This is a genomic window from Psychroserpens sp., assembly GCF_047633235.1.
In the GTDB taxonomy this organism is placed as follows: Bacteria; Bacteroidota; Bacteroidia; order Flavobacteriales; family Flavobacteriaceae; genus Psychroserpens.
In genome coordinates, this window is the sequence record NZ_JBLIET010000048.1 from 1 (window position 1) to 18,170 (window position 18,170).

The 18,170-nt window shown below is 33.0% G+C and carries 14 protein-coding genes and 2 pseudogenes; 2 read left to right on the forward strand and 14 right to left on the reverse strand.

Annotated elements, in window-relative coordinates:
* From ACJAZK_RS12705 to metG, 10 genes and pseudogenes are all read right to left on the reverse strand, one after another.
* A pseudogene (locus tag ACJAZK_RS12705) lies at positions 1-584 on the reverse strand (hypothetical protein); the annotation flags it as partial.
* Between the two features lie 41 nt (positions 585-625).
* Positions 626-3,013, reverse strand: a complete 2,388-nt coding sequence (locus tag ACJAZK_RS12710) for a hypothetical protein (protein ID WP_415224328.1) — start codon at positions 3,011-3,013, stop codon at positions 626-628.
* An 87-nt stretch (positions 3,014-3,100) separates the two neighbouring features.
* Positions 3,101-5,491 (reverse strand): hypothetical protein, encoded by a 2,391-nt coding sequence (locus ACJAZK_RS12715; RefSeq protein ID WP_415224329.1) that lies wholly within the window; start codon positions 5,489-5,491, stop codon positions 3,101-3,103.
* Positions 5,492-5,626: 135 nt separating this feature from the next.
* A complete protein-coding gene (locus ACJAZK_RS12720; protein WP_415224330.1) occupies positions 5,627-5,971 on the reverse strand; it encodes a hypothetical protein in 345 nt (114 codons plus the stop codon).
* 102 nt (positions 5,972-6,073) lie between these two features.
* On the reverse strand, positions 6,074-6,976 hold the full coding sequence (locus ACJAZK_RS12725; RefSeq protein ID WP_415224331.1) for a histone deacetylase: 903 nt from the start codon (positions 6,974-6,976) through the stop codon (positions 6,074-6,076).
* Complete coding sequence (locus tag ACJAZK_RS12730; RefSeq protein WP_415224332.1) at positions 6,977-9,103, reverse strand: Tex family protein; 2,127 nt, start codon at positions 9,101-9,103, stop codon at positions 6,977-6,979.
* Entirely contained in the window at positions 9,103-9,735 is a 633-nt protein-coding gene (locus tag ACJAZK_RS12735) for a class I SAM-dependent methyltransferase (RefSeq protein ID WP_415224333.1), read from the reverse strand. The genes ACJAZK_RS12730 and ACJAZK_RS12735 overlap by 1 nt, the downstream gene beginning before the upstream one ends.
* 111 nt (positions 9,736-9,846) lie before the next feature.
* Positions 9,847-10,551 carry an OmpA family protein gene (locus ACJAZK_RS12740; RefSeq protein WP_415224334.1) on the reverse strand — a complete coding sequence of 235 codons (705 nt, stop codon included), beginning with the start codon at positions 10,549-10,551 and terminating at the stop codon, positions 9,847-9,849.
* Between the two features lie 10 nt (positions 10,552-10,561).
* Positions 10,562-11,032: pseudogene (locus tag ACJAZK_RS12745) on the reverse strand (lipocalin).
* 187 nt (positions 11,033-11,219) lie between these two features.
* Entirely contained in the window at positions 11,220-13,277 is a 2,058-nt protein-coding gene (gene metG, locus ACJAZK_RS12750; protein ID WP_415224335.1) for a methionine--tRNA ligase, read from the reverse strand.
* A gap of 86 nt (positions 13,278-13,363) precedes the next feature.
* Here metG and ACJAZK_RS12755 point away from each other — a divergent pair, with 86 nt between their 5' ends.
* A complete protein-coding gene (locus ACJAZK_RS12755) occupies positions 13,364-14,377 on the forward strand; it encodes a S66 peptidase family protein (RefSeq protein ID WP_415224336.1) in 1,014 nt (337 codons plus the stop codon).
* A 341-nt stretch (positions 14,378-14,718) separates the two neighbouring features.
* Here ACJAZK_RS12755 and ACJAZK_RS12760 read toward each other — a convergent pair whose 3' ends face one another.
* The gene (locus tag ACJAZK_RS12760; RefSeq protein ID WP_415224337.1) at positions 14,719-15,021 is read right to left on the reverse strand and encodes a hypothetical protein; all 303 of its coding nucleotides are present in this window, start codon (positions 15,019-15,021) and stop codon (positions 14,719-14,721) included.
* 244 nt (positions 15,022-15,265) lie between these two features.
* Between ACJAZK_RS12760 and ACJAZK_RS12765 the strand changes: the two genes are divergently transcribed.
* Positions 15,266-15,625: a YraN family protein gene (locus tag ACJAZK_RS12765; protein WP_415224338.1), complete on the forward strand. Its 360-nt coding sequence runs from the start codon at positions 15,266-15,268 to the stop codon at positions 15,623-15,625.
* A 460-nt stretch (positions 15,626-16,085) separates the two neighbouring features.
* Here ACJAZK_RS12765 and nadD read toward each other — a convergent pair whose 3' ends face one another.
* From nadD to ACJAZK_RS12780, 3 genes are read right to left on the reverse strand one after another with little or no spacing between them, the layout of a single operon-like run.
* Positions 16,086-16,664 (reverse strand): nicotinate (nicotinamide) nucleotide adenylyltransferase, encoded by a 579-nt coding sequence (gene nadD / locus ACJAZK_RS12770; RefSeq protein ID WP_415224339.1) that lies wholly within the window; start codon positions 16,662-16,664, stop codon positions 16,086-16,088.
* Positions 16,665-16,667: 3 nt separating this feature from the next.
* The gene (gene gmk / locus ACJAZK_RS12775; protein WP_415224340.1) at positions 16,668-17,258 is read right to left on the reverse strand and encodes a guanylate kinase; all 591 of its coding nucleotides are present in this window, start codon (positions 17,256-17,258) and stop codon (positions 16,668-16,670) included.
* 25 nt (positions 17,259-17,283) lie between these two features.
* Positions 17,284-18,144, reverse strand: a complete 861-nt coding sequence (locus ACJAZK_RS12780; protein WP_415224341.1) for a YicC/YloC family endoribonuclease — start codon at positions 18,142-18,144, stop codon at positions 17,284-17,286.
* Between the last annotated feature and the right edge of the window lie 26 nt (positions 18,145-18,170).

The following is an 18,170-nucleotide window of genomic DNA, read 5'->3' on the forward strand; positions in this document are numbered from 1 at the left end:
AGTGTGTCTTTAATAACGACACCAACGGTATTCTCCGTATCCGCAACTAGGTGACCACCTTCTGGTAAAAACTGTGCATCTAGTTTAGAGCTTATAGTTGTTAGGTTCTCGTCATCAATTTGATTTGGATCAACAATTTTTATGCTTTGAGTATAGAGATTTTTTTCATCAAAATTCTTCATCCAATTGGTATACGCTTTGAAGGTGAAGTTTCCATTTGTGAATGTACTATCAATGGTAAACGTGCTATAAGCCTTGCCTTGTTTAGCCCAAATAAGTTGTTCCTTAATGGTGTTATTATTTTCATCAGTAATAACTGCGTAAATATTAGTCGTTTTCGTCGATGGTTTTTTAGTGTTTTTATCAAACACATACACACTAAATCCAATAGTTTCATCTAAAAGGTAGAGTGATTTGTTAAGATGTGCAAAGGCAACTTCTCTTGGGAGATTGACATAGTCATTAAAAGAAGATTCTATATCTGTTTTACCTTGACCAAGGCTACTATTGAAGCAAAAAAGATAAAAGACATAAATAAATAATTGGGAGGTGGTTGTTTTTGAGGCAGTATCTTCTTTTTTCATTTGACAATTTTTTAAAATTATAATAATTTACTTCTAAGACTTTAATTAACTGTAATCACTTTTTCTTCAGAAATAAAACGACCTTCATTAGTCATGCCTTCAATGAACAATTTTATTTGCTTCGTTTTGGTGTTTAGGATTTTTAGATTAATGGCATTAGATTCACTTAAAACCATATTTGGAATCCAATCAATCACACCATACTCTCTAAAGAAATCACTATTGTAGTATACGTATTTTGGCACGTAATACGTTTTAGGAGATGTAAAGGTTAGCGGAAGACTGATTTTTTGATTGAACTCTTTGCGTTTATCGTTTTTAAATCGAAGATTTAAATCTGTTTTAATATGAATACTGCCACCTTCTCCAATGACGCTAGCGTCATATCCTTTTGTAGTTCTATCAATAGCTATATAATCGATATCACTCATATTAAACAAGACTAGCTCACTTAGGTCCCTAACTCTGCGCCTATTTAAAAATATGGCAGGACTATTTCTTCCTCTTCTAATAGAAAATGAGCTAGACAGTAAATCCTGAAAAACTTGAAACCCTTTTCCGCTAAGATACGTAGCTAAATCAATTTCATTAGCCCTTTGGTCGTCGTCAAATAAATCAATCCTACCACCTGAGTGATACTTGGTCAATTTATCAATACGTTGTTTTTCTATATTTGCTTTGATGACCACTTCATCTAATTTTTCGATATTATCCCATTCTGTATCAAAAAGTACATCAGAACCATTCGCTTCGAAAATTGAGCCTTCTTTGAGAGTTAAAACAGTTATGAAATTATCAATCCTAGGAACTCTAGAAGGTGTAAATTGTAGATATAAGTTTGGTTTTTGCATTTTAGTTTTACCCACTACTTCAGTGAATTCTATTTGCTCATCGTCTTCAACAATGAATCCTTTGTGGCTAAATGTACTTTCGTTTTTACTGACTATGTACGCTTGGGCTGTGTGGTTTTTTGACGTATGTAAAATATATCTACCATTCTCATTAGCCTTATTAGTATTCGCTGTAAATGCAATACCAGTTTCAAATTCAAATATTCGTTTTGGAGGGTTGTTAAATACAGAATTCCATTCATAACTGCTCCATCCTTGGGTTAATAAGAGGTTGTCAAGTTCATATTGTTTCTTCATATTGATATCTGAGAAGTAGTATTTAGCATTCTCGATATAACCTTTGATGTAAGGCTGTAAAAGTGTATATGATAAGATGTTGTGATCTGCATTGTAAGACTTTGTGTCATATGGTAAAACAGAGATACTGAGATGAGCTATTTCAGCTATTTTTATACCACTCACAGGAACTTGAATGGATAGTGAATCTTCATTTTTTTTAGTAAAAGCCTCAGCAGTTTTTAAAGCTTCAATTCCGTCGTAGTTAAAGAAAATACGTTCTAAAACAGGAGTGTTGTTCTCATTAAATAATGTGAATATATTAATTCCAACAAACAAGTCTTTACGGTCAATAGCTTTAGTTAATGTAGTTTTGTTTTCAAATTTAACTTTAATAGTTTTAGACTGACTACCATTATGAATAAACAATGTGTATGGTTTGTTCTTAATAGTTGACAATGTTTTATCGTTGGTATTAAAAGTCAAGGCGACTCTTGAAGCGACTTGATTTAAGGCTATATTGATACCTTTTTCATCTGCAGCAACTAAATCGAATATTTGAATTCTATTTCTAAAATCAATTTCAACTCGGTAAGATGCTTTACTATCATGGAGCAAAAGGAATTTGCCAATACCTAGATGATTAGTTTTAAAATTAGACACAATCATATTGTTGTCATTCAAAACTCTACCCGTAATATTTGGTGTACCATAACCCAAAGTATCTTTAATAACGACACCAACGCTGTTTTCAGCATCAGCTATTAAATGACCTCCTTCTGGTAAAAATTGCGCATCTAGTTTAGAACTTATTGTTATTTTTGCAGTACCAATTGTTATCTCTGGATCAACAATTTTTATACTTTGGCTATACAGATTCTGTTCATCAAAATTTTTCATCCAATTGGTATAGGCTTTAAAAGTATAGTTGCCATTAGTAAATGTGCTGTCTATACTAAAGCTTCCATAAGCATTACCGTCTTTAGCCCAAATGAGTTGTTTTTTAATAATCTTATTATTCTCATCGGTTACAAGAGTATAAACATTAGTCGTTTTTGTTGATGGTTTTTTTGTGTTTTTATCCAACACATACACACTAAATCCTATAGTTTCCCCTTTTAGATACAGTGATTTGTTGAGATGAGCGAAGGCAACCTCCCTTGGGAGATTGACGTACTCATTAAATGAAGATTCTACAACTGTTGTATCTTGGCCTGCACTAATATTGAAGCAAAGCAGGCAAAAGACATAAATAAATAAATTATAGGGGATTGTTTTTGAGGTCGTGTATTTTTTTTTCATGGACAAGATATTTTTAAAATGAATCTCTTTTTAAGATTAAAACTTCAAAAAATGCGCCATTTGGTTAAACTAATGAAAATGAGACTATTAGTTGAATGTTATAGTTTTTTCTTCGGAAATAAAACCGCCTTTGTTGGCTGTGCCTTCAATAAATAATTTTAGTTGCTCTATATTTTTATCCGCAATTTTAAAGGTGAGATTACCGTTTTTGTCAAGTTGGCCATTTGGAATCCAAGCAATAACGCCATATTGGTTAAAGAAATCACTACGATAACTAGAATATAGTGGCGCGTAAAAGGTTTTAGGCGAGGTAAACGTTAATGGAATCATAGCTTCTTGTGAAATGTCTTTTGAGATATCATTTCCAAATTGTAATTCAGGATCTGTAAATATTTTTATTACACCGGCAGCACCGCGCATTCCTTCGCCCAAGCCAGATTTATCTATAACAACATAGTCCACGTTTCTCATATTTAGACTTAGTAAAATAGTAAAATCAGAGAGTAATAATTTATCTAGATAAATAAGTGGAGTTGTGCTTCCATTTAAAGTATTACGTCTTTGTGTCGTAATGTTTAGAGAAATTCCATTTTGTAATACATTAAACCCTTTGTTGCTTATATAGGACGCGAAATCTATATATCTATCTCTAGCATTTTCATCAAAAACATCTATATTTCCACTCATTTGTTGTCGCTCTATTTTGTCAATTTTAGTCTTTTCTTTTTGAGCGTTAATGACTACTACATCTAATTCTTGAGCCTCAGAAATAGAATTTTTAAAAACAGACTCTTGGATTTTAGAATTATAAATAGATTTCACTCGAAGTGGCAGTAGTGTTATAAAATTATCTATTGTAGGTATTGATGATGGTGTAAATTGAACATATAAATTTGGTTTTCCAACACTTTGCCTTTTTCCGATAGCTCCAAAAACAATTTTTTCATCATCTATTGGCAGTAAACCTTTGATTGTAAATGATTTTTCTTTATTGGGTACTTCAATAGTTTGCGTAGAACTATTAATCATTGGGTACACTATAAATTGATTGCTCTTGGAGTTATTAACATTTGCCTTGACCGTAATTCCTTTTTCAAAATCAAACTTTATATTGGGTTCATAATTAAAAATAGAATTCCATTCATAACTGCTCCAACCTTGAGTCAATAGAAGGTTGTCAAGCTCAAATTTTTTCTTTCTGTCAATTGCGGTAAAGTAATAGCGCGCGTTCTCAATATAGCTCTTTACATAAGGTTGTAAATAAGTATATGATACTATGTTGTGATTAGTATCATAAGATGAGGTGCCCGATGGAAGAACAGAAACACTTAAATTATGAAATTGTGAGGCATCGATGCTTTTAAATGGAACAGAGATCGTAATAGAATCAAAAGATTTAGTCGTGCTAGCTTTTTCAGAATTTAAGATTGAAATCCCATCATAATTAAAGAACAAGCGTTCCAAAATTGGATTATTATCTTCATCAAAGAGTGTAATAATATTAATACCTGAGTATAAATCACTAAGATTAATCAATTTTGTGATTTCTTGTGTGTCTGTAAAACTAAGATCTAATGATTTTATTAAGCTTCCATTATGAATGATAATTTTAAAATTCTTGTCCTTAATGTTTTGTAATGTATTTGCATTTGATCTAAAAGTTAATGCAATCTTACTACCTAGATTATTAAGGCTTAAATTTAGTCCTGTACGTTCTGCTGGTTCAATCTTTACTTGAGAAGTCAACTCATCATAGGTTATTTCTGCAGTGTAATTTTTTCCATCTTCGGGTGTAAATATAAATTTTCCTATCCCAAATTGATTGGTTTTAAAAGTAGTGATGAGTTCTCCATTGGAGTCTTTTATCGTACCCTCAGCTTCCCTTAGTCCGTAGCCATTGTCATCCTTAATAACGACACCTACTACATTTTTAATACTTGAAATTAAGTGACCGCCTTCTGGTAAAAACTGAGTGTCTAAAACGGGAGCATTCATTGTTGTAGATACATCATTGTCGTCGTCCGTATTTATAACTTTAATGTTTTGTAAATAAAAATTTTGCTCGTCAAAATTTTTCATCCAGTTGGTGTATGCTTTAAAGGTATAGCTTCCAGAAGCGTAGGTGCTGTCTACTAGAAAGCTCCCATTTGCCACGCCATTCTCAGCAAGAATAAGAGCTTTATTTAAGACTCTCCCTTTACTATCGGTAATAGAACAGTAGACGTTTGTTGTGACATCAGAGTGGTTTTTAATGCTTTTGTCAAAAACATATACATTAAAACCAATGGTTTCATCCTTTAAGTAAAGCGATTTGTTTAAATGAGCGTAAGCAATTTCTCGTGGTAATTTCACATAATTGCTGTAAGAAGTAGATAACTGGTCTTGGTTTTGGCTTTCGGCGTTAAAAAAAGAAAACACACATAATAAAAGAACTGTATATTTTACTTGAGAATAGTTGGGGCAAGAGTTTTTAATCATTGTTTTTTTGGTTAACCGTTATAATTTTTTCTTCGGAAATGTATTGGCCATTATTTGCTATACTTTCAATACATAATTTTATTTGTTTTTTGTATTCAACACATGGAGCTTAATTACACTATAATCACAGCTCTTTCAAATTGGAAACCAATCTATAATACCATTATTGTCTAAAATCATTTTCTTTTTTACAATCGTACCAGATCTATTTTGTATCGTACAATACATATTTTTTGTAAGTACAGAAGATTTCTTAATGTACTGCTCTAAAAAGTAAATTGAGAACCTTAAACTTTCTTCTTTAGTTAAAGTAGATGTGTTTAAATGGTCATAAGCTATCTCCCCTTTTAGATTCGAGTAGTTTTTATAGGCATCAAACAGATAGGCATCATTTGGTTGTTGTGAATTTCCGAGGAAAAAAATGAGACTAAATAATACTAATAAAACATAGTTAGGCTTATTATATAGTGCGTTTTTCATGATTAGATGGTTGATAATGAGTCAAATTTAACCTAAACCGATCTATTTTCTTACAAACAGAATACTAATTTATAGTTAAAATTAAATAGCACGAAAATTAATTTAGAAGAATATATTTTGAGCCAACCTAAATGTGTTGGCATGTGCATCTATAATTGTTTTGATGTCTGGAGAATAACCTCCACCCATACTGCACATTACAGGTGTTTTATGATGTTTACAGGTCTCTAAAACAAATTGATCTCGTCGTTTGCTACCATCAATAGTCAAACCTAATTTTCCTAGTTTGTCCGTTGCAATAACATCAACGCCACATAGGTAATAGATAAAATCGGGTTGTTCTTGTTTGATTAACTTTGGCAGTGTCTCATAGAGTAAATTGAGATAGGTCTCATCATTAGTATCATTTTCTAGAGCAATGTCTAAATCACTAATTTCTTTTTTAAAGGGATAATTTCCTTTACCATGCATAGAAAATGTAAATACAGAAGCGTCATTTTTAAAAATCTCGGCTGTACCATTACCTTGATGTACATCTAAATCTACAATTAAGATTTTATCAGCTAATTTGTTTTGCTGAAGATATCTTGCGCCAATGGCTTGATCATTTAATAAACAGAATGCTTCTCCACGATTAGTGAAGGCATGGTGCGTGCCTCCTGCAATATTCATAGCAATACCATACTGTAAAGCAAATTCGCTAGCTTTTATCGTACCATCCGCAATAATAACTTCACGTTGTACTAGAATCTCACTTAATGGAAATCCGATTTTTCGAGCAGCTCGTTTATCTAAAGTGAGTTGCTTTAAATCTTGAAAATAATCGGCAGTATGTACTCTCAGTATATGTTTGTCGTCTGGAATTCCTGGTTCAAAGAAATTGTCTTTTGTACAGGTGCCTTCATATAGTAATTGTTCTGGAAGTAACTCGTATTTCAACATAGGAAAACGATGGCCTTCTGGAAGCGGATGTTGGTAGATAGAATGATTGGCTATTTTGAGCATCTACGTCTTATGTAATTTTAATTGAATTCGTTTTCTAGCAATATCAATATCTAAAACCTTTACAATGATTTGTTGGTGTAAATGCACATGCTCGTTAACATCTTTTACAAAACTGTCTGATAAATTAGAGACATGAATCAATCCGCTTTCTTTAATCCCTACATCTACAAAACATCCAAATGCAGTAATATTATTTACAATTCCAGGTAATAACTGGCCTTCACTTAAATTGTTTATTGTTTTTATATTTTGATTAAAAGCAAATACTTTTGCTTGCGCTCTAATATCTAAACCCGGTTTTTCTAGCTCTTTAATAATATCTTTTAAGGTTAACAATCCAATAGTACTTGAAACATAGTTTTGTAAATGTATCTTTTGAAGAATGGCTTTATTTCCTATTAATTCGGAAATTGATACACTTGCGTCTTGCGCCATTTGTTGAATAATAGGGTAGCTTTCAGGATGTACAGCAGAATCATCTAACGGGTTTTTACCGCCTTTAATTCTTAAAAACCCAGCACTTTGCTCAAAAGCTTTACCGCCTAGTCTAGGTGCTTTTTTAATATCTTTTCTTGAAGCGAACGAACCATTTTCACTTCTATAACTAACTATGTTTTCTGCCAATTTTGGTCCAATTCCAGAGACGTAACTTAATAAACTATGACTGGCAGTATTAATATTTACGCCAACCGAATTTACGCAATTTTCTACAACAACATCTAATTCTTTATTGAGTTTGCTTTGATCTACATCATGTTGGTATTGGCCAACACCAATGGATTTAGCATCAATTTTTACCAGTTCTGCTAAAGGGTCTTGTAAACGTCGCCCAATCGACACCGAACCTCGAACGGTCACATCATAATTAGGAAATTCATCACGTGCAATTTTTGATGCTGAATAAATACTTGCTCCAGCTTCACTAACCACAAACACTTGGACGTCAGTATTAAATCTTATTTTTCTAACTAAAGCTTCTGTTTCTCTTGATGCGGTTCCGTTTCCAATGGCGATGGCCTCTATTTTATGTGCTTCAGTTAAAAAACTTATTTTCTTCATAGCACCAATCTGATCATTTTTTGGCGCATGCGGATATATGGTTTCGTTGTGTTTTAAATCGCCTTTTTCATCTAAACACACCAATTTACATCCTGATCGAAAGCCTGGATCTATGGCTAAAACACGTTTTTCACCTAGAGGAGAACCAAGTAATAATTGCTTTAAATTTTTAGCGAAAATTGAAATTGCAGCGTCATCTGCTTTGTCTTTTGCTTTTTGAAGTGCTTCATTACTTAATGAAGGAAACAGTAAACGTTTATAAGCATCAGAAATAGCGAGTTCAATTTGGTCTCCACATTCATTTTGACTTTTAATAAGTTTGCGATCTATATAGTCTAAAGCGCGTTCATTATCAATTTGAATCTTTATGCGAATGAACCCTTCTTTTTCTGCTCTTAAAATGGCAAGCAATCGGTGTGAAGGAATCCGGCTTAGTGCTTCTTCCCATTGAAAATAATCTCTAAACTTTTGAGCATTTTCATCCTCTTTTTTTGATTTTATCACTTTGGTCGAAATCATGGCGTGACGTTCTAGCTGGGACCTAAGATTTGATCTTATATCTGATCGTTCGTTAATCCACTCAGCAATAATACGTCTTGCGCCTTCTAAAGCGTCTTCCGAAGAAGAAATCGCACCTTTTACATAACGTTGCGCAGTAGATTCTAGGTCACTATTATTTTGTGACATAATAAGCTTCGCGAGAGGTTCCAATCCGTTTTGGCGAGCAGTTTCTGCCTTTGTTTTTCTGCTTTTTTTATAGGGAAGGTATAAATCTTCAAGTGCTGTACTATCTTGACAAGCGTTTACTTTTATTTTTAATTCTGAAGTTAAGAGCTCTTGATCCTCTAACGCTTTTAAAATGGTGATTTTGCGTTTTTCTAAAGCCTCAAACTGTGCCTTGTATTTTACAATATCTCCAACTTGAACTTCGTCTAAATTTCCCGTGGCTTCTTTTCTGTATCTCGAAATAAAAGGAATTGTACAGTCTTGATTTAGTAGATTAACTGTATTTTTTACTGAAGATTCTAGTAATCCTGTCTGAGAGATTATGAATTTTAATACGTGCATTATTGTTTTTGAAATAGTGTATAAATATAAGGGCGTTCACCTCCAAAGGGATTTATAAAGGTGTAATTAAAGTTATCTATGAGTTTAAAAGCAGCACCTAATTGTTGTTGTAACATCTCAACATTATAGCGTTTTAAATCTAATCCACAGCATTTTTCTGCACCATCAAGTGCAAAAACAGCAATAAGAACAAAACCATTTTTTGCAACAATTTTTTTAATGAGATTGAAATATGCTTTCTGCTGGTCTTCTTTTAAAAAGAAATGAAGTACGGCTCTATCAATCCATAAATTCACATTTTTAAGATGCTGTAATTCTGAGGGGTTAATTAAATCGTCTGGAATACAATTTAAGTTATAATTATGTGATTTTTTAACGCGTTCTTTTAGCTTTTGCAAAGCCAACGTACTTATATCATTTGCTATAAGATTAGTGTAACCTTGGTCTAAAAGGATATCAATTACTGTTGTGGTTCCAACACCTACATTTAGTAGTGTAGCATCTTTGGCTAAATTAGTTTTAGCAATAAGATTAAGGGTTTGAGTTGGGTCTTCTTCAAACCAGCCTAATTGTTTATCGGCCTTATTATAGGCAGTATCCCAATGTGTTTTTAAATTGTTAGAATCATTCATTTAATAACCAATATGTTTCTCAGTTTCTGTACTTAAAACTAACAGAAAATAAAACTCGTTTTCAAAGTAACATTGAAAACGAGTTTTAAACAAATTTTTCATCTATTAAAATTAATTTTCAGCTTGTTTTTTAGCATCTTCAATCATTTTTTCATTGGGTAAAATAGCAATATTAACACGTCTGTTTTTTGCACGACCTGTGGCTGTTGAATTATCATGCATTGGCTGGGATTCTCCAAACCAATTCGTATTAAAACGTTCGGAATTTAACCCTTTTCCTGTTAAATAGTTAGTAACAGCATAAGCTCTGTTTTTAGAAAGTGTCCTATTATAATCTTCTGCTCCAGTACTATCTGTATGTCCAACTCTAAGTATATTGGTGTTTGGGTATTCTCTAAATATGGCTGCTAATTTATTTATTGTTTCCTGTGACGCAGAGTTAATATTGTATTTATTGGTATTAAAATAAACACCACTATTCTCATCAAAGGTCACCACAATACCGTCATCTGCGCGTTCTACTACTGCATCTGGTGTTTCTTCTTCAATTTTTTGAGCTTGTTTATCCATTTTGTTTCCAATTAGCACACCAGCGCCTACACCAATGACTCCGCCAATAATGGCTCCCAATTCTCCGTTGCCTCCTTTGCCAACATTGTTGCCAATTATGGCGCCTAAAATAGCGCCACCAGTTGTTCCAATGACAGCACCTTTCTGTTTGTTGTTAGCATTTTTAACTGCTTTACAATTGGTCAAACTAAAGACAATTAATATCGTAAAGAGTATACTGCTGCTTTTATTTATAATTGTTTTCATAGGTTTAGTTTTATGATTTAGTAAAGTTCATTGTAATCGTAAAAGGTTTTCCTTCTACCGTAAGCGTTTGCTTCCATTGCATTTCTGTTTCTGAAAGTATTGAAAGATTTAGTCGGAATCCTTGATTGGTTTCTGATTTATTCTTTGCATTTGTTGTTTTTAGTAAGACGTCATAAAGTCCAGTAGTGTCATCTACTTCTTGAATTGTGAATACAAAGTTACGATCACCATTAGTGCAATTAGAACTATTTATGGTGTAAATACCAGTGTTGTTATTTGGTATAAATCGCCAAGTGCTGGCCTCAAAACAAGATTTAGACGCGTCATCGAGTAAAGTGACGTTGTATGTTCCCTGTTGACTTTAGGTAATTGTATTTAGAGACCAATTGCCTTTAATGAATTTTTTGGATGCTCTTACGGTTTTTGAACCACCACACGACATTACACTAATAGAGATTAGCAATAGAAGTATTCGTTTCATATGGTGTTGTATTTAGTTAATAATGGTACTATTATATACGAATTTAAAGTGTCGTTAGACGCTTGTATAGGGGTAGTACTAAGACTTTATGTTTTAATAAATCAAAACAAATTATTGCTTAGATCATTGTTAAACAGTTTGTTAAAAAAAGTATAAGAAGTAATCTTGGATAGTTTTTAATAAGAAATTAACTAATTTGTAAACCACTTTTAACTGTAGTACCAGGATTTACAAAAACAAGTTTCCCTTCCGCAGTTTCGGTCATTAAAATCATGCCTTCACTTTCTACACCACGCAATGCTCTAGGAGCTAAGTTGACGAGAACAGTTACTTGTTTTCCAACCACTTCTTCTGGTGTAAAACTTTCTGCAATACCAGACACAATCGTTCTTATATCAATACCTGTATCGACTTTTAAGATGAGTAGTTTTTTAGTTTTAGGCATTTTTTCTGCTTCGAGAATGGTTCCAACTCTCATATCGAGCTTCGTGAAATCCTCAAAGGTTATAATGTCTTTTTGAGGTTCTATTGTTTTGTTGGCAGCTTCGTTTGCTCTTTTACTAGCTTCTAATTTTTCCAATTGTTCTTCTATCGTTTTATCTTCTATTTTACTAAATAATAACTCGCCTTTTCCAATTTGATGTCCTGATGGTAAGAGCACATCTTTAGTTGAAATATCAGGCCATTGGTTCTGGACTCCGCTCGAACTGACAGAGAGAATATCTTTTAGTTTAGTGGATGTAAACGGTAAAAATGGTTCACATAAGGTAGCTAAAGCACTTGAAATTTGAAGCGCTACAAATAGGATTGTTTTTGTGCGAACTTCATCGGTTTTGATCAATTTCCAGGGTTCTTCGTCTGCTAAATATTTATTTCCTAAGCGCGCTAAACTCATCAACTCCTGACTTGCTTCTCTAAAACGGTAACGTTCAATAGAGCTTTCAATCACTGCTGGATATGCTTTTATAGCAGCTAGAGTCTCGTTATCAATTTCTGAGAACTCTGAAGCTTCAGGTACAACACCTTCGTAATATTTGTTGGTCAAGACGACGACTCGATTTATGAAATTTCCGAAGATAGCGACCAATTCATTATTATTTCGTGCTTGAAAATCTTTCCAAGTAAAATCGTTATCCTTACTCTCTGGAGCATTTGCGGTTAGGGCATAACGCAAGACATCTTGCATGTTTGGAAAATCTTGTAAATAATCTGGTAACCAAACGGCCCAATTTTTTGAGGTCGATAATTTTTTACCTTCTAAGTTTAAAAATTCGTTGGCTGGTACATTGTCTGGTAATATATAAGATCCTTCTGCTTTTAACATTGCTGGGAAAATAATACAGTGAAATACGATATTATCTTTACCAATAAAGTGGACGAGCTTGGTGTCTTTGTCTTTCCAATAAGGTTCCCAATCTTTACCTTCTCTTGCTGCCCATTCTTTGGTTGAAGAAATATAACCAATAGGCGCATCAAACCAAACGTAAAGCACTTTGCCTTCTCCTCCAGAAGCTGGAACAGGAATTCCCCAATCCAAATCGCGAGTTACTGCTCTTGGACGCAAACCATCATCAATCCATGATTTTACTTGTCCGTAGACATTAGGCTTCCAGTCTTTTTTATGATCTTTTAAAATCCATTCTTTTAAAAATTTTTCATGTTTATCTAGTGGTAAAAACCAGTGTTTTGTTTCTTTTAAAGAAGGAACATTACCCGTAATTGCAGATTTTGGATTGATTAAATCGGTTGCATTTAAACTCGATCCACAACTTTCACATTGATCACCATAAGCTTCTTCGTTACCGCATTTTGGGCAGGTTCCTGTTACAAAACGATCTGCCAAAAACTGATTCGCCTCTGCATCATACAATTGTTCTGTAACGTCCTCTATAAATTCACCTTTATCGTTAAGTGTTTTGAAAAACTCTTGAGCAGTATCATGATGAATTTTTGCAGAGGTACGTGAGTAGTTGTCAAACGTTATGCCGAAGTCTTCAAACGATTTTTTAATATTCGCATGGTATTTATCGACGATATCTTGAGGTGTAACCCCTTCCTTTTTAGCTTTAATTGTAATAGGTACGCCATGTTCATCACTTCCGCAGATGAAAGCCACATCATTACCTGTCAATCTTTTATAGCGCGCATAAATATCTGCAGGCACATAAACACCAGCTAAATGCCCAATGTGAATTGGACCGTTTGTGTATGGTAAAGCAGCAGTAATCGTATAGCGTTTAGACATCTTATATTCGTTTTAACAGGCTACAAAAGTACGCATTTTGTAAGGGATATTGAAACGGGGATTTATAAATTTTGTACATTTACAGTATGTCTAAAATTGGTTATTTATTAGTCTTGATTTGCGTATCTTTTTTCTTCGGAAATGTAACTGCTCAAGTGAAACCTGTCCAACAAAAAAAAGCTGCTTTGATACAACCACCATACCTTAAAGCTGGAGATACCGTTGCTATTGTAGCGCCTTCAGGAATTTTGAAAAACAGAACTGATGAAGTTAATCAAGCGGTTGCACTTTTAAAAAGTTGGGGTTTACATGCTGTGGTTGGTAAAAACGTATTTAGTAAAGACAATCATTTTGCAGGTACAGATGAAGAGCGATGTGAGGATTTTCAAAACGTATTAGATGACCCTAAAATTAGTGCGATTTGGTGCGCAAGAGGCGGCTATGGAACTGTTAGAATTTTAAATAAATTGGATTATACTAAGTTTAAGGAGAATCCAAAATGGCTCATTGGATATAGTGATATTACAGCATTACATAATCAATTTCACAATGAAGGTTTTCAATCGATACATGCGCTAATGTGCGTGAGTTTGCCAGAAGATATTTCAGAAATAAAAGAAACTATAGCAAGCTTTAAATCTACGATTTTCGGGAAACCGGTTGATTATATTTTAACAGGTTCAAATTACAATAGAGCAGGAGAAGCAACAGGGCCTTTGGTTGGAGGGAACTTAACAATACTTCATACGATGTTAGGATCAAACGAGAGTCTTGCTACGAATGGTAAAATCTTATTTATAGAAGACATAGGGGAATATAAATACCATATAGACCGCATGCTCCAAAGTTTAAAACGTGCGGGTTATTTCGATAATTGTGCAGGTGTTTTAGTTGGTGATATGAGCAGAATGCGAAAAAACACAACACCTTGGGGAACCTCTGTAGAGCAACTTATTTTGGATGCTTTGTCAGATTATGATTTTCCAATTGCATTTGGTATGCCTGCTGGACACGAGAAAGATAATCGTGCTATGGTTCTAGGGAAGACTATAAAATTAGAAGTCCAGAAAGATAAAAGTACTGTGCTGTTTTTAAAATAAGCGTTTTTGAAAGACAAGAAAAATAGTAGCGCCTGCAAAATAGAGGCATATATCAATTAAATCTCCAGTATATCTTTCGTTTATTTGAGGCAATACCCACTCGAAATATACCGTATAAAAAAAGGTTAATCCATAAACAATTGCTATAGGAGCGTATAGATTATTTGCTTTTTTATAGAGCCTTACCATTGCGAGGCAAACACTGAGTACGATGGGCATGCACAATAAGTCGTTGAGATAAAACACCACGCAAGAGGGTAACTTAATAGGTAGCCAACTTGCTAAATACACTAAAAGTGCGACGAGGCATAAAGCTAAGACTATTGAGTTTTTAAGAATTTTCATGCTGCAATTGCTGAAACAAGCCAAGCGATAAATACACCCACTGCGACAAAGGCCAACCAAATAGATCGAACAGTTTTAGCTAAAACGCGAACGATTAAAAAACGATGTTTACTAAATCTTTCAATCCAAGACACTGTATTTTCTTCTTCAAGATTCCTTTTTTCTTTACGCACTTTTTCTTGCTCTGCAAATTGTAACTCACGTCTCAATTTAGAGGATAAAAGGGTATTGCAATTGGTGCAATAATCTACGTTCGTATTATAAATCCCACAATTTGGACATTTAATTTGACTAACCATTTATAACAGACTTTTGATAATTTTTAAAGTTACAGTTTAATTAAAAATTAGTATATGTTTTGAATGCCCTTAACACTTTTTTAAACATCTTCTTTTAGTTTTTAATAGTATGATTTTTCAGTTTTAAATCAATAGAAAGTAATTGCCTATATTTAGGAGGAGTACATATTGCACTAATCTGTCTTTTATAGAAATCCGTAATGTTACGACTGCTAGTTCAAGACAATCAACTGAACCCTTAATTATGGCACAACACAACGAATTAGGAAAAAAGGGAGAAGAATTAGCTACAGATTTCTTGCTAAAAAACGGTTATGAAATTATTATCAGAAATTATACCTATCAAAAGGCAGAAGTTGATATCATTGCAAAAAAGGAAAATGTATTAGCAATTGTTGAAGTAAAAACGAGGACTAGTGCGAATTTTGGCGATCCGCAAGAGTTCTTAAAACCAAAACAAATGCAACGTATAATTAAGGCAGTAGACTTTTTTGTTAACGACAATGAAATGGATATTGAGGTGCGCTTTGATATTATCGCTATTGTATTAAATAAAAAAGGAATGAGTTTAGAGCATTTAGAAAATGCTTTTTATCATTTTTAAAAAATGACTGATATGCTCGCTAATACGAGTGAATAATAGAATACGTTTATTACTTTATTGTTATTACTTAAGGTTAAATATCGTTTGAATTCTTCTCTAACTAGTTTTGATGATAAACTAAATGATAGGATTATTACAACTAAAAAGATAAACCAATATAAAGAATCTGGATAATTTAGAAAGTACCCAGTAGAGACATAGGCAACTATTAATAGTGATGAAATAGTAAATTTTATTTTTTCTAATTTATTAAGATTATTACGTTTCACACAGTCTATAACCTTGAATATTAAAAGGGAAACAAGAAAAAAGCCTATGATAAGTATAATATTCATGTGTCTTTATAAAATTAGATAATAAAAATAGATGTTTTTTTTAAATGAATGGAGTTTTTTTTGAATTAGTTTATGATTTAATACAGTTAGTAAGTAGAACGTTTAAAAACAAAAAATAGTATATACTATTTGTAAAAATTCATTTCATCTAGGTATTCCCAAACATGTTCTGGGAGCATTGGTCTTACGTTTTTACGTTCTTTGATAGATTTGCGAATAAATGTTGATGATAATTCCATAATAGGTGCATTTACTTTATGAATCTTATTATGATTTTCAAATTGTGTTTCTATTTTTCCTTCAGAAATTCTTGGATAGACATAAATATTATAATGCTCTAAGATAAGTTCATGGTTTTTCCACTTATGGAAATTTTTCAAGTTATCCTCACCCATAATCAATGAAAACTCATGGTTAGGGTGTTTTTCCTGAAGATATGTTAACGTGTTTATAGTATAATTTGGCTGAGGTAAATCAAACTCAATATCGCTAGGCTCTAATTTTTCATAGTCTTCTGTTGCGCGATAGACCATTTCAAATCGCTGACGGTTATCCAACAACGAACTTTTCTTTTTAAACGGACTATGCGGAGTGACAACAAACCAAATTTTATCTAAAGCACTATACTCAGCAAGATGATTTGCAATCGTTAAATGCCCAATATGAATTGGATTAAAAGTCCCAAAATACAAACCAATCTTCATAATTTATTCGGCAATAAAATTAGAAACTAAGGTGTAAGCATCATCGAGTGCTTTATCTAAATCTTTGTTAAGCACAATGTTATCAAATAAAGGCGCAGTAGCTAGTTCTGCGGGTGCTTTTGCAACTCGCATATTAATTTTATCCTCGCTTTCTTCACCTCGTTCCTTAAGTCTTATAATAAGCTCGTTAAGATCTGGTGGTTTAACAAAAATAGCGATAGTTTCATTTGGAAATTTCTTTTTTATGCGTAAACCTCCAGAAACATCGATATCAAAAATGACATTTTTTCCTTTACCCCAAATACGCTCAATTTCAGTTTTTAAAGTGCCGTAAAAATTATCACGATAGACTTCTTCCCATTCTAAAAATTCATCATTTTTGATTCTGTTTTTAAAATCCTTAATATCTAAAAAATAATAATCTTTTCCATGAACTTCATTTCCCCGTTTTTCTCTCGAAGTTGCAGAAATTGAAAACTCAAGATTAAGTTCTTTTTGTTTTAGTAAATGTCTTACAATAGTTGTTTTTCCAGAACCTGAAGGTGCTGAAAAGACTATTAATTTACCTCTGTTTTTGTTTTTTATTTCTGACACATGTTTGCTTTAATAGGTTCTGAAATTACAGCACATTCAATAATTGCTCCTTAATTTTCTCTAGCTCATCTTTCATTTGCACTACTAATTTTTGCATGGGTGCATGATTTGACTTTGAACCAATAGTATTGATTTCTCGTCCCATTTCTTGAGAAATAAACCCTAGTTTTTTTCCGTTAGAATCATCAGATTTTAAAGCCTTTTGAAAATATTCTAAATGGTTTTTTAATCTTACTTTCTCTTCTGTGATGTCAAATTTTTCTATGTAGTAAACTAGTTCTTGTTCAAAACGATTTTCGTCAACTTTTTCTTTTATGTCAGCAACACCCTTAGTTAAGCGCTCACGAACACCATCAATACGATCTGGATCCATAGCAATGACAGCATCTAAAAGATTAGAGATAATGTTGACACGACCTATAAAATCGTCCTCCATCATTTGACCTTCATCTAATCTATATTGTTGGATTTTTTCTAAACTACTATCAATTATCGCTGCAATTTCGCTCCATTCATTTTCATCAATCTCTTCACGTTCAGTGGTTAAGGCGTCTGGCAAGCGAATGGCCATTTTAAGGTATTCTGTCTCTTCTCCTGTATTAATAACGTCTTTTAATTGTTTAATGTATTGCTTAACTACAGTCTTATTGATTTGTGTTGAGATTTCTTCACCAGTAATTTCTATGTAAAGTGAAAAATCTATTTTACCTCTTACCAATTTAGATGCAATAAGTTTTCTAATTGCCAGTTCTTTTTCACGATACATGGAAGGCATGCGTGTATTAAGATCTAAATTTTTACTGTTTAGAGATTTGACTTCTATAGATATTTTTTTCGTCGGAAGCTGCAGTACAGACTTACCATAACCTGTCATTGATTGTATCATGAACGCATTTTAAAGTTGCGCAAAGG

Excerpts from the sequence above, each read along its gene's own strand:
- ACJAZK_RS12725 (WP_415224331.1), bottom strand. The coding sequence starts at position 6,976 with ATGCTCAAAATAGCCAATCATTCTATCTACCAACATCCGCTTCCAGAA.
- ACJAZK_RS12780 (WP_415224341.1), bottom strand. The coding sequence starts at position 18,144 with ATGATACAATCAATGACAGGTTATGGTAAGTCTGTACTGCAGCTTCCG.
- ACJAZK_RS12715 (WP_415224329.1), bottom strand. The coding sequence starts at position 5,491 with ATGATTAAAAACTCTTGCCCCAACTATTCTCAAGTAAAATATACAGTT.
- metG (WP_415224335.1), bottom strand. The coding sequence starts at position 13,277 with ATGTCTAAACGCTATACGATTACTGCTGCTTTACCATACACAAACGGT.
- ACJAZK_RS12720 (WP_415224330.1), bottom strand. The coding sequence starts at position 5,971 with ATGAAAAACGCACTATATAATAAGCCTAACTATGTTTTATTAGTATTA.
- ACJAZK_RS12730 (WP_415224332.1), bottom strand. The coding sequence starts at position 9,103 with ATGCACGTATTAAAATTCATAATCTCTCAGACAGGATTACTAGAATCT.
- ACJAZK_RS12760 (WP_415224337.1), bottom strand. The coding sequence starts at position 15,021 with ATGGTTAGTCAAATTAAATGTCCAAATTGTGGGATTTATAATACGAAC.
- nadD (WP_415224339.1), bottom strand. The coding sequence starts at position 16,664 with ATGAAGATTGGTTTGTATTTTGGGACTTTTAATCCAATTCATATTGGG.
- ACJAZK_RS12740 (WP_415224334.1), bottom strand. The coding sequence starts at position 10,551 with ATGAAAACAATTATAAATAAAAGCAGCAGTATACTCTTTACGATATTA.
- ACJAZK_RS12755 (WP_415224336.1), top strand. The coding sequence starts at position 13,364 with ATGTCTAAAATTGGTTATTTATTAGTCTTGATTTGCGTATCTTTTTTC.
- ACJAZK_RS12735 (WP_415224333.1), bottom strand. The coding sequence starts at position 9,735 with ATGAATGATTCTAACAATTTAAAAACACATTGGGATACTGCCTATAAT.
- ACJAZK_RS12710 (WP_415224328.1), bottom strand. The coding sequence starts at position 3,013 with ATGAAAAAAAAATACACGACCTCAAAAACAATCCCCTATAATTTATTT.
- ACJAZK_RS12765 (WP_415224338.1), top strand. The coding sequence starts at position 15,266 with ATGGCACAACACAACGAATTAGGAAAAAAGGGAGAAGAATTAGCTACA.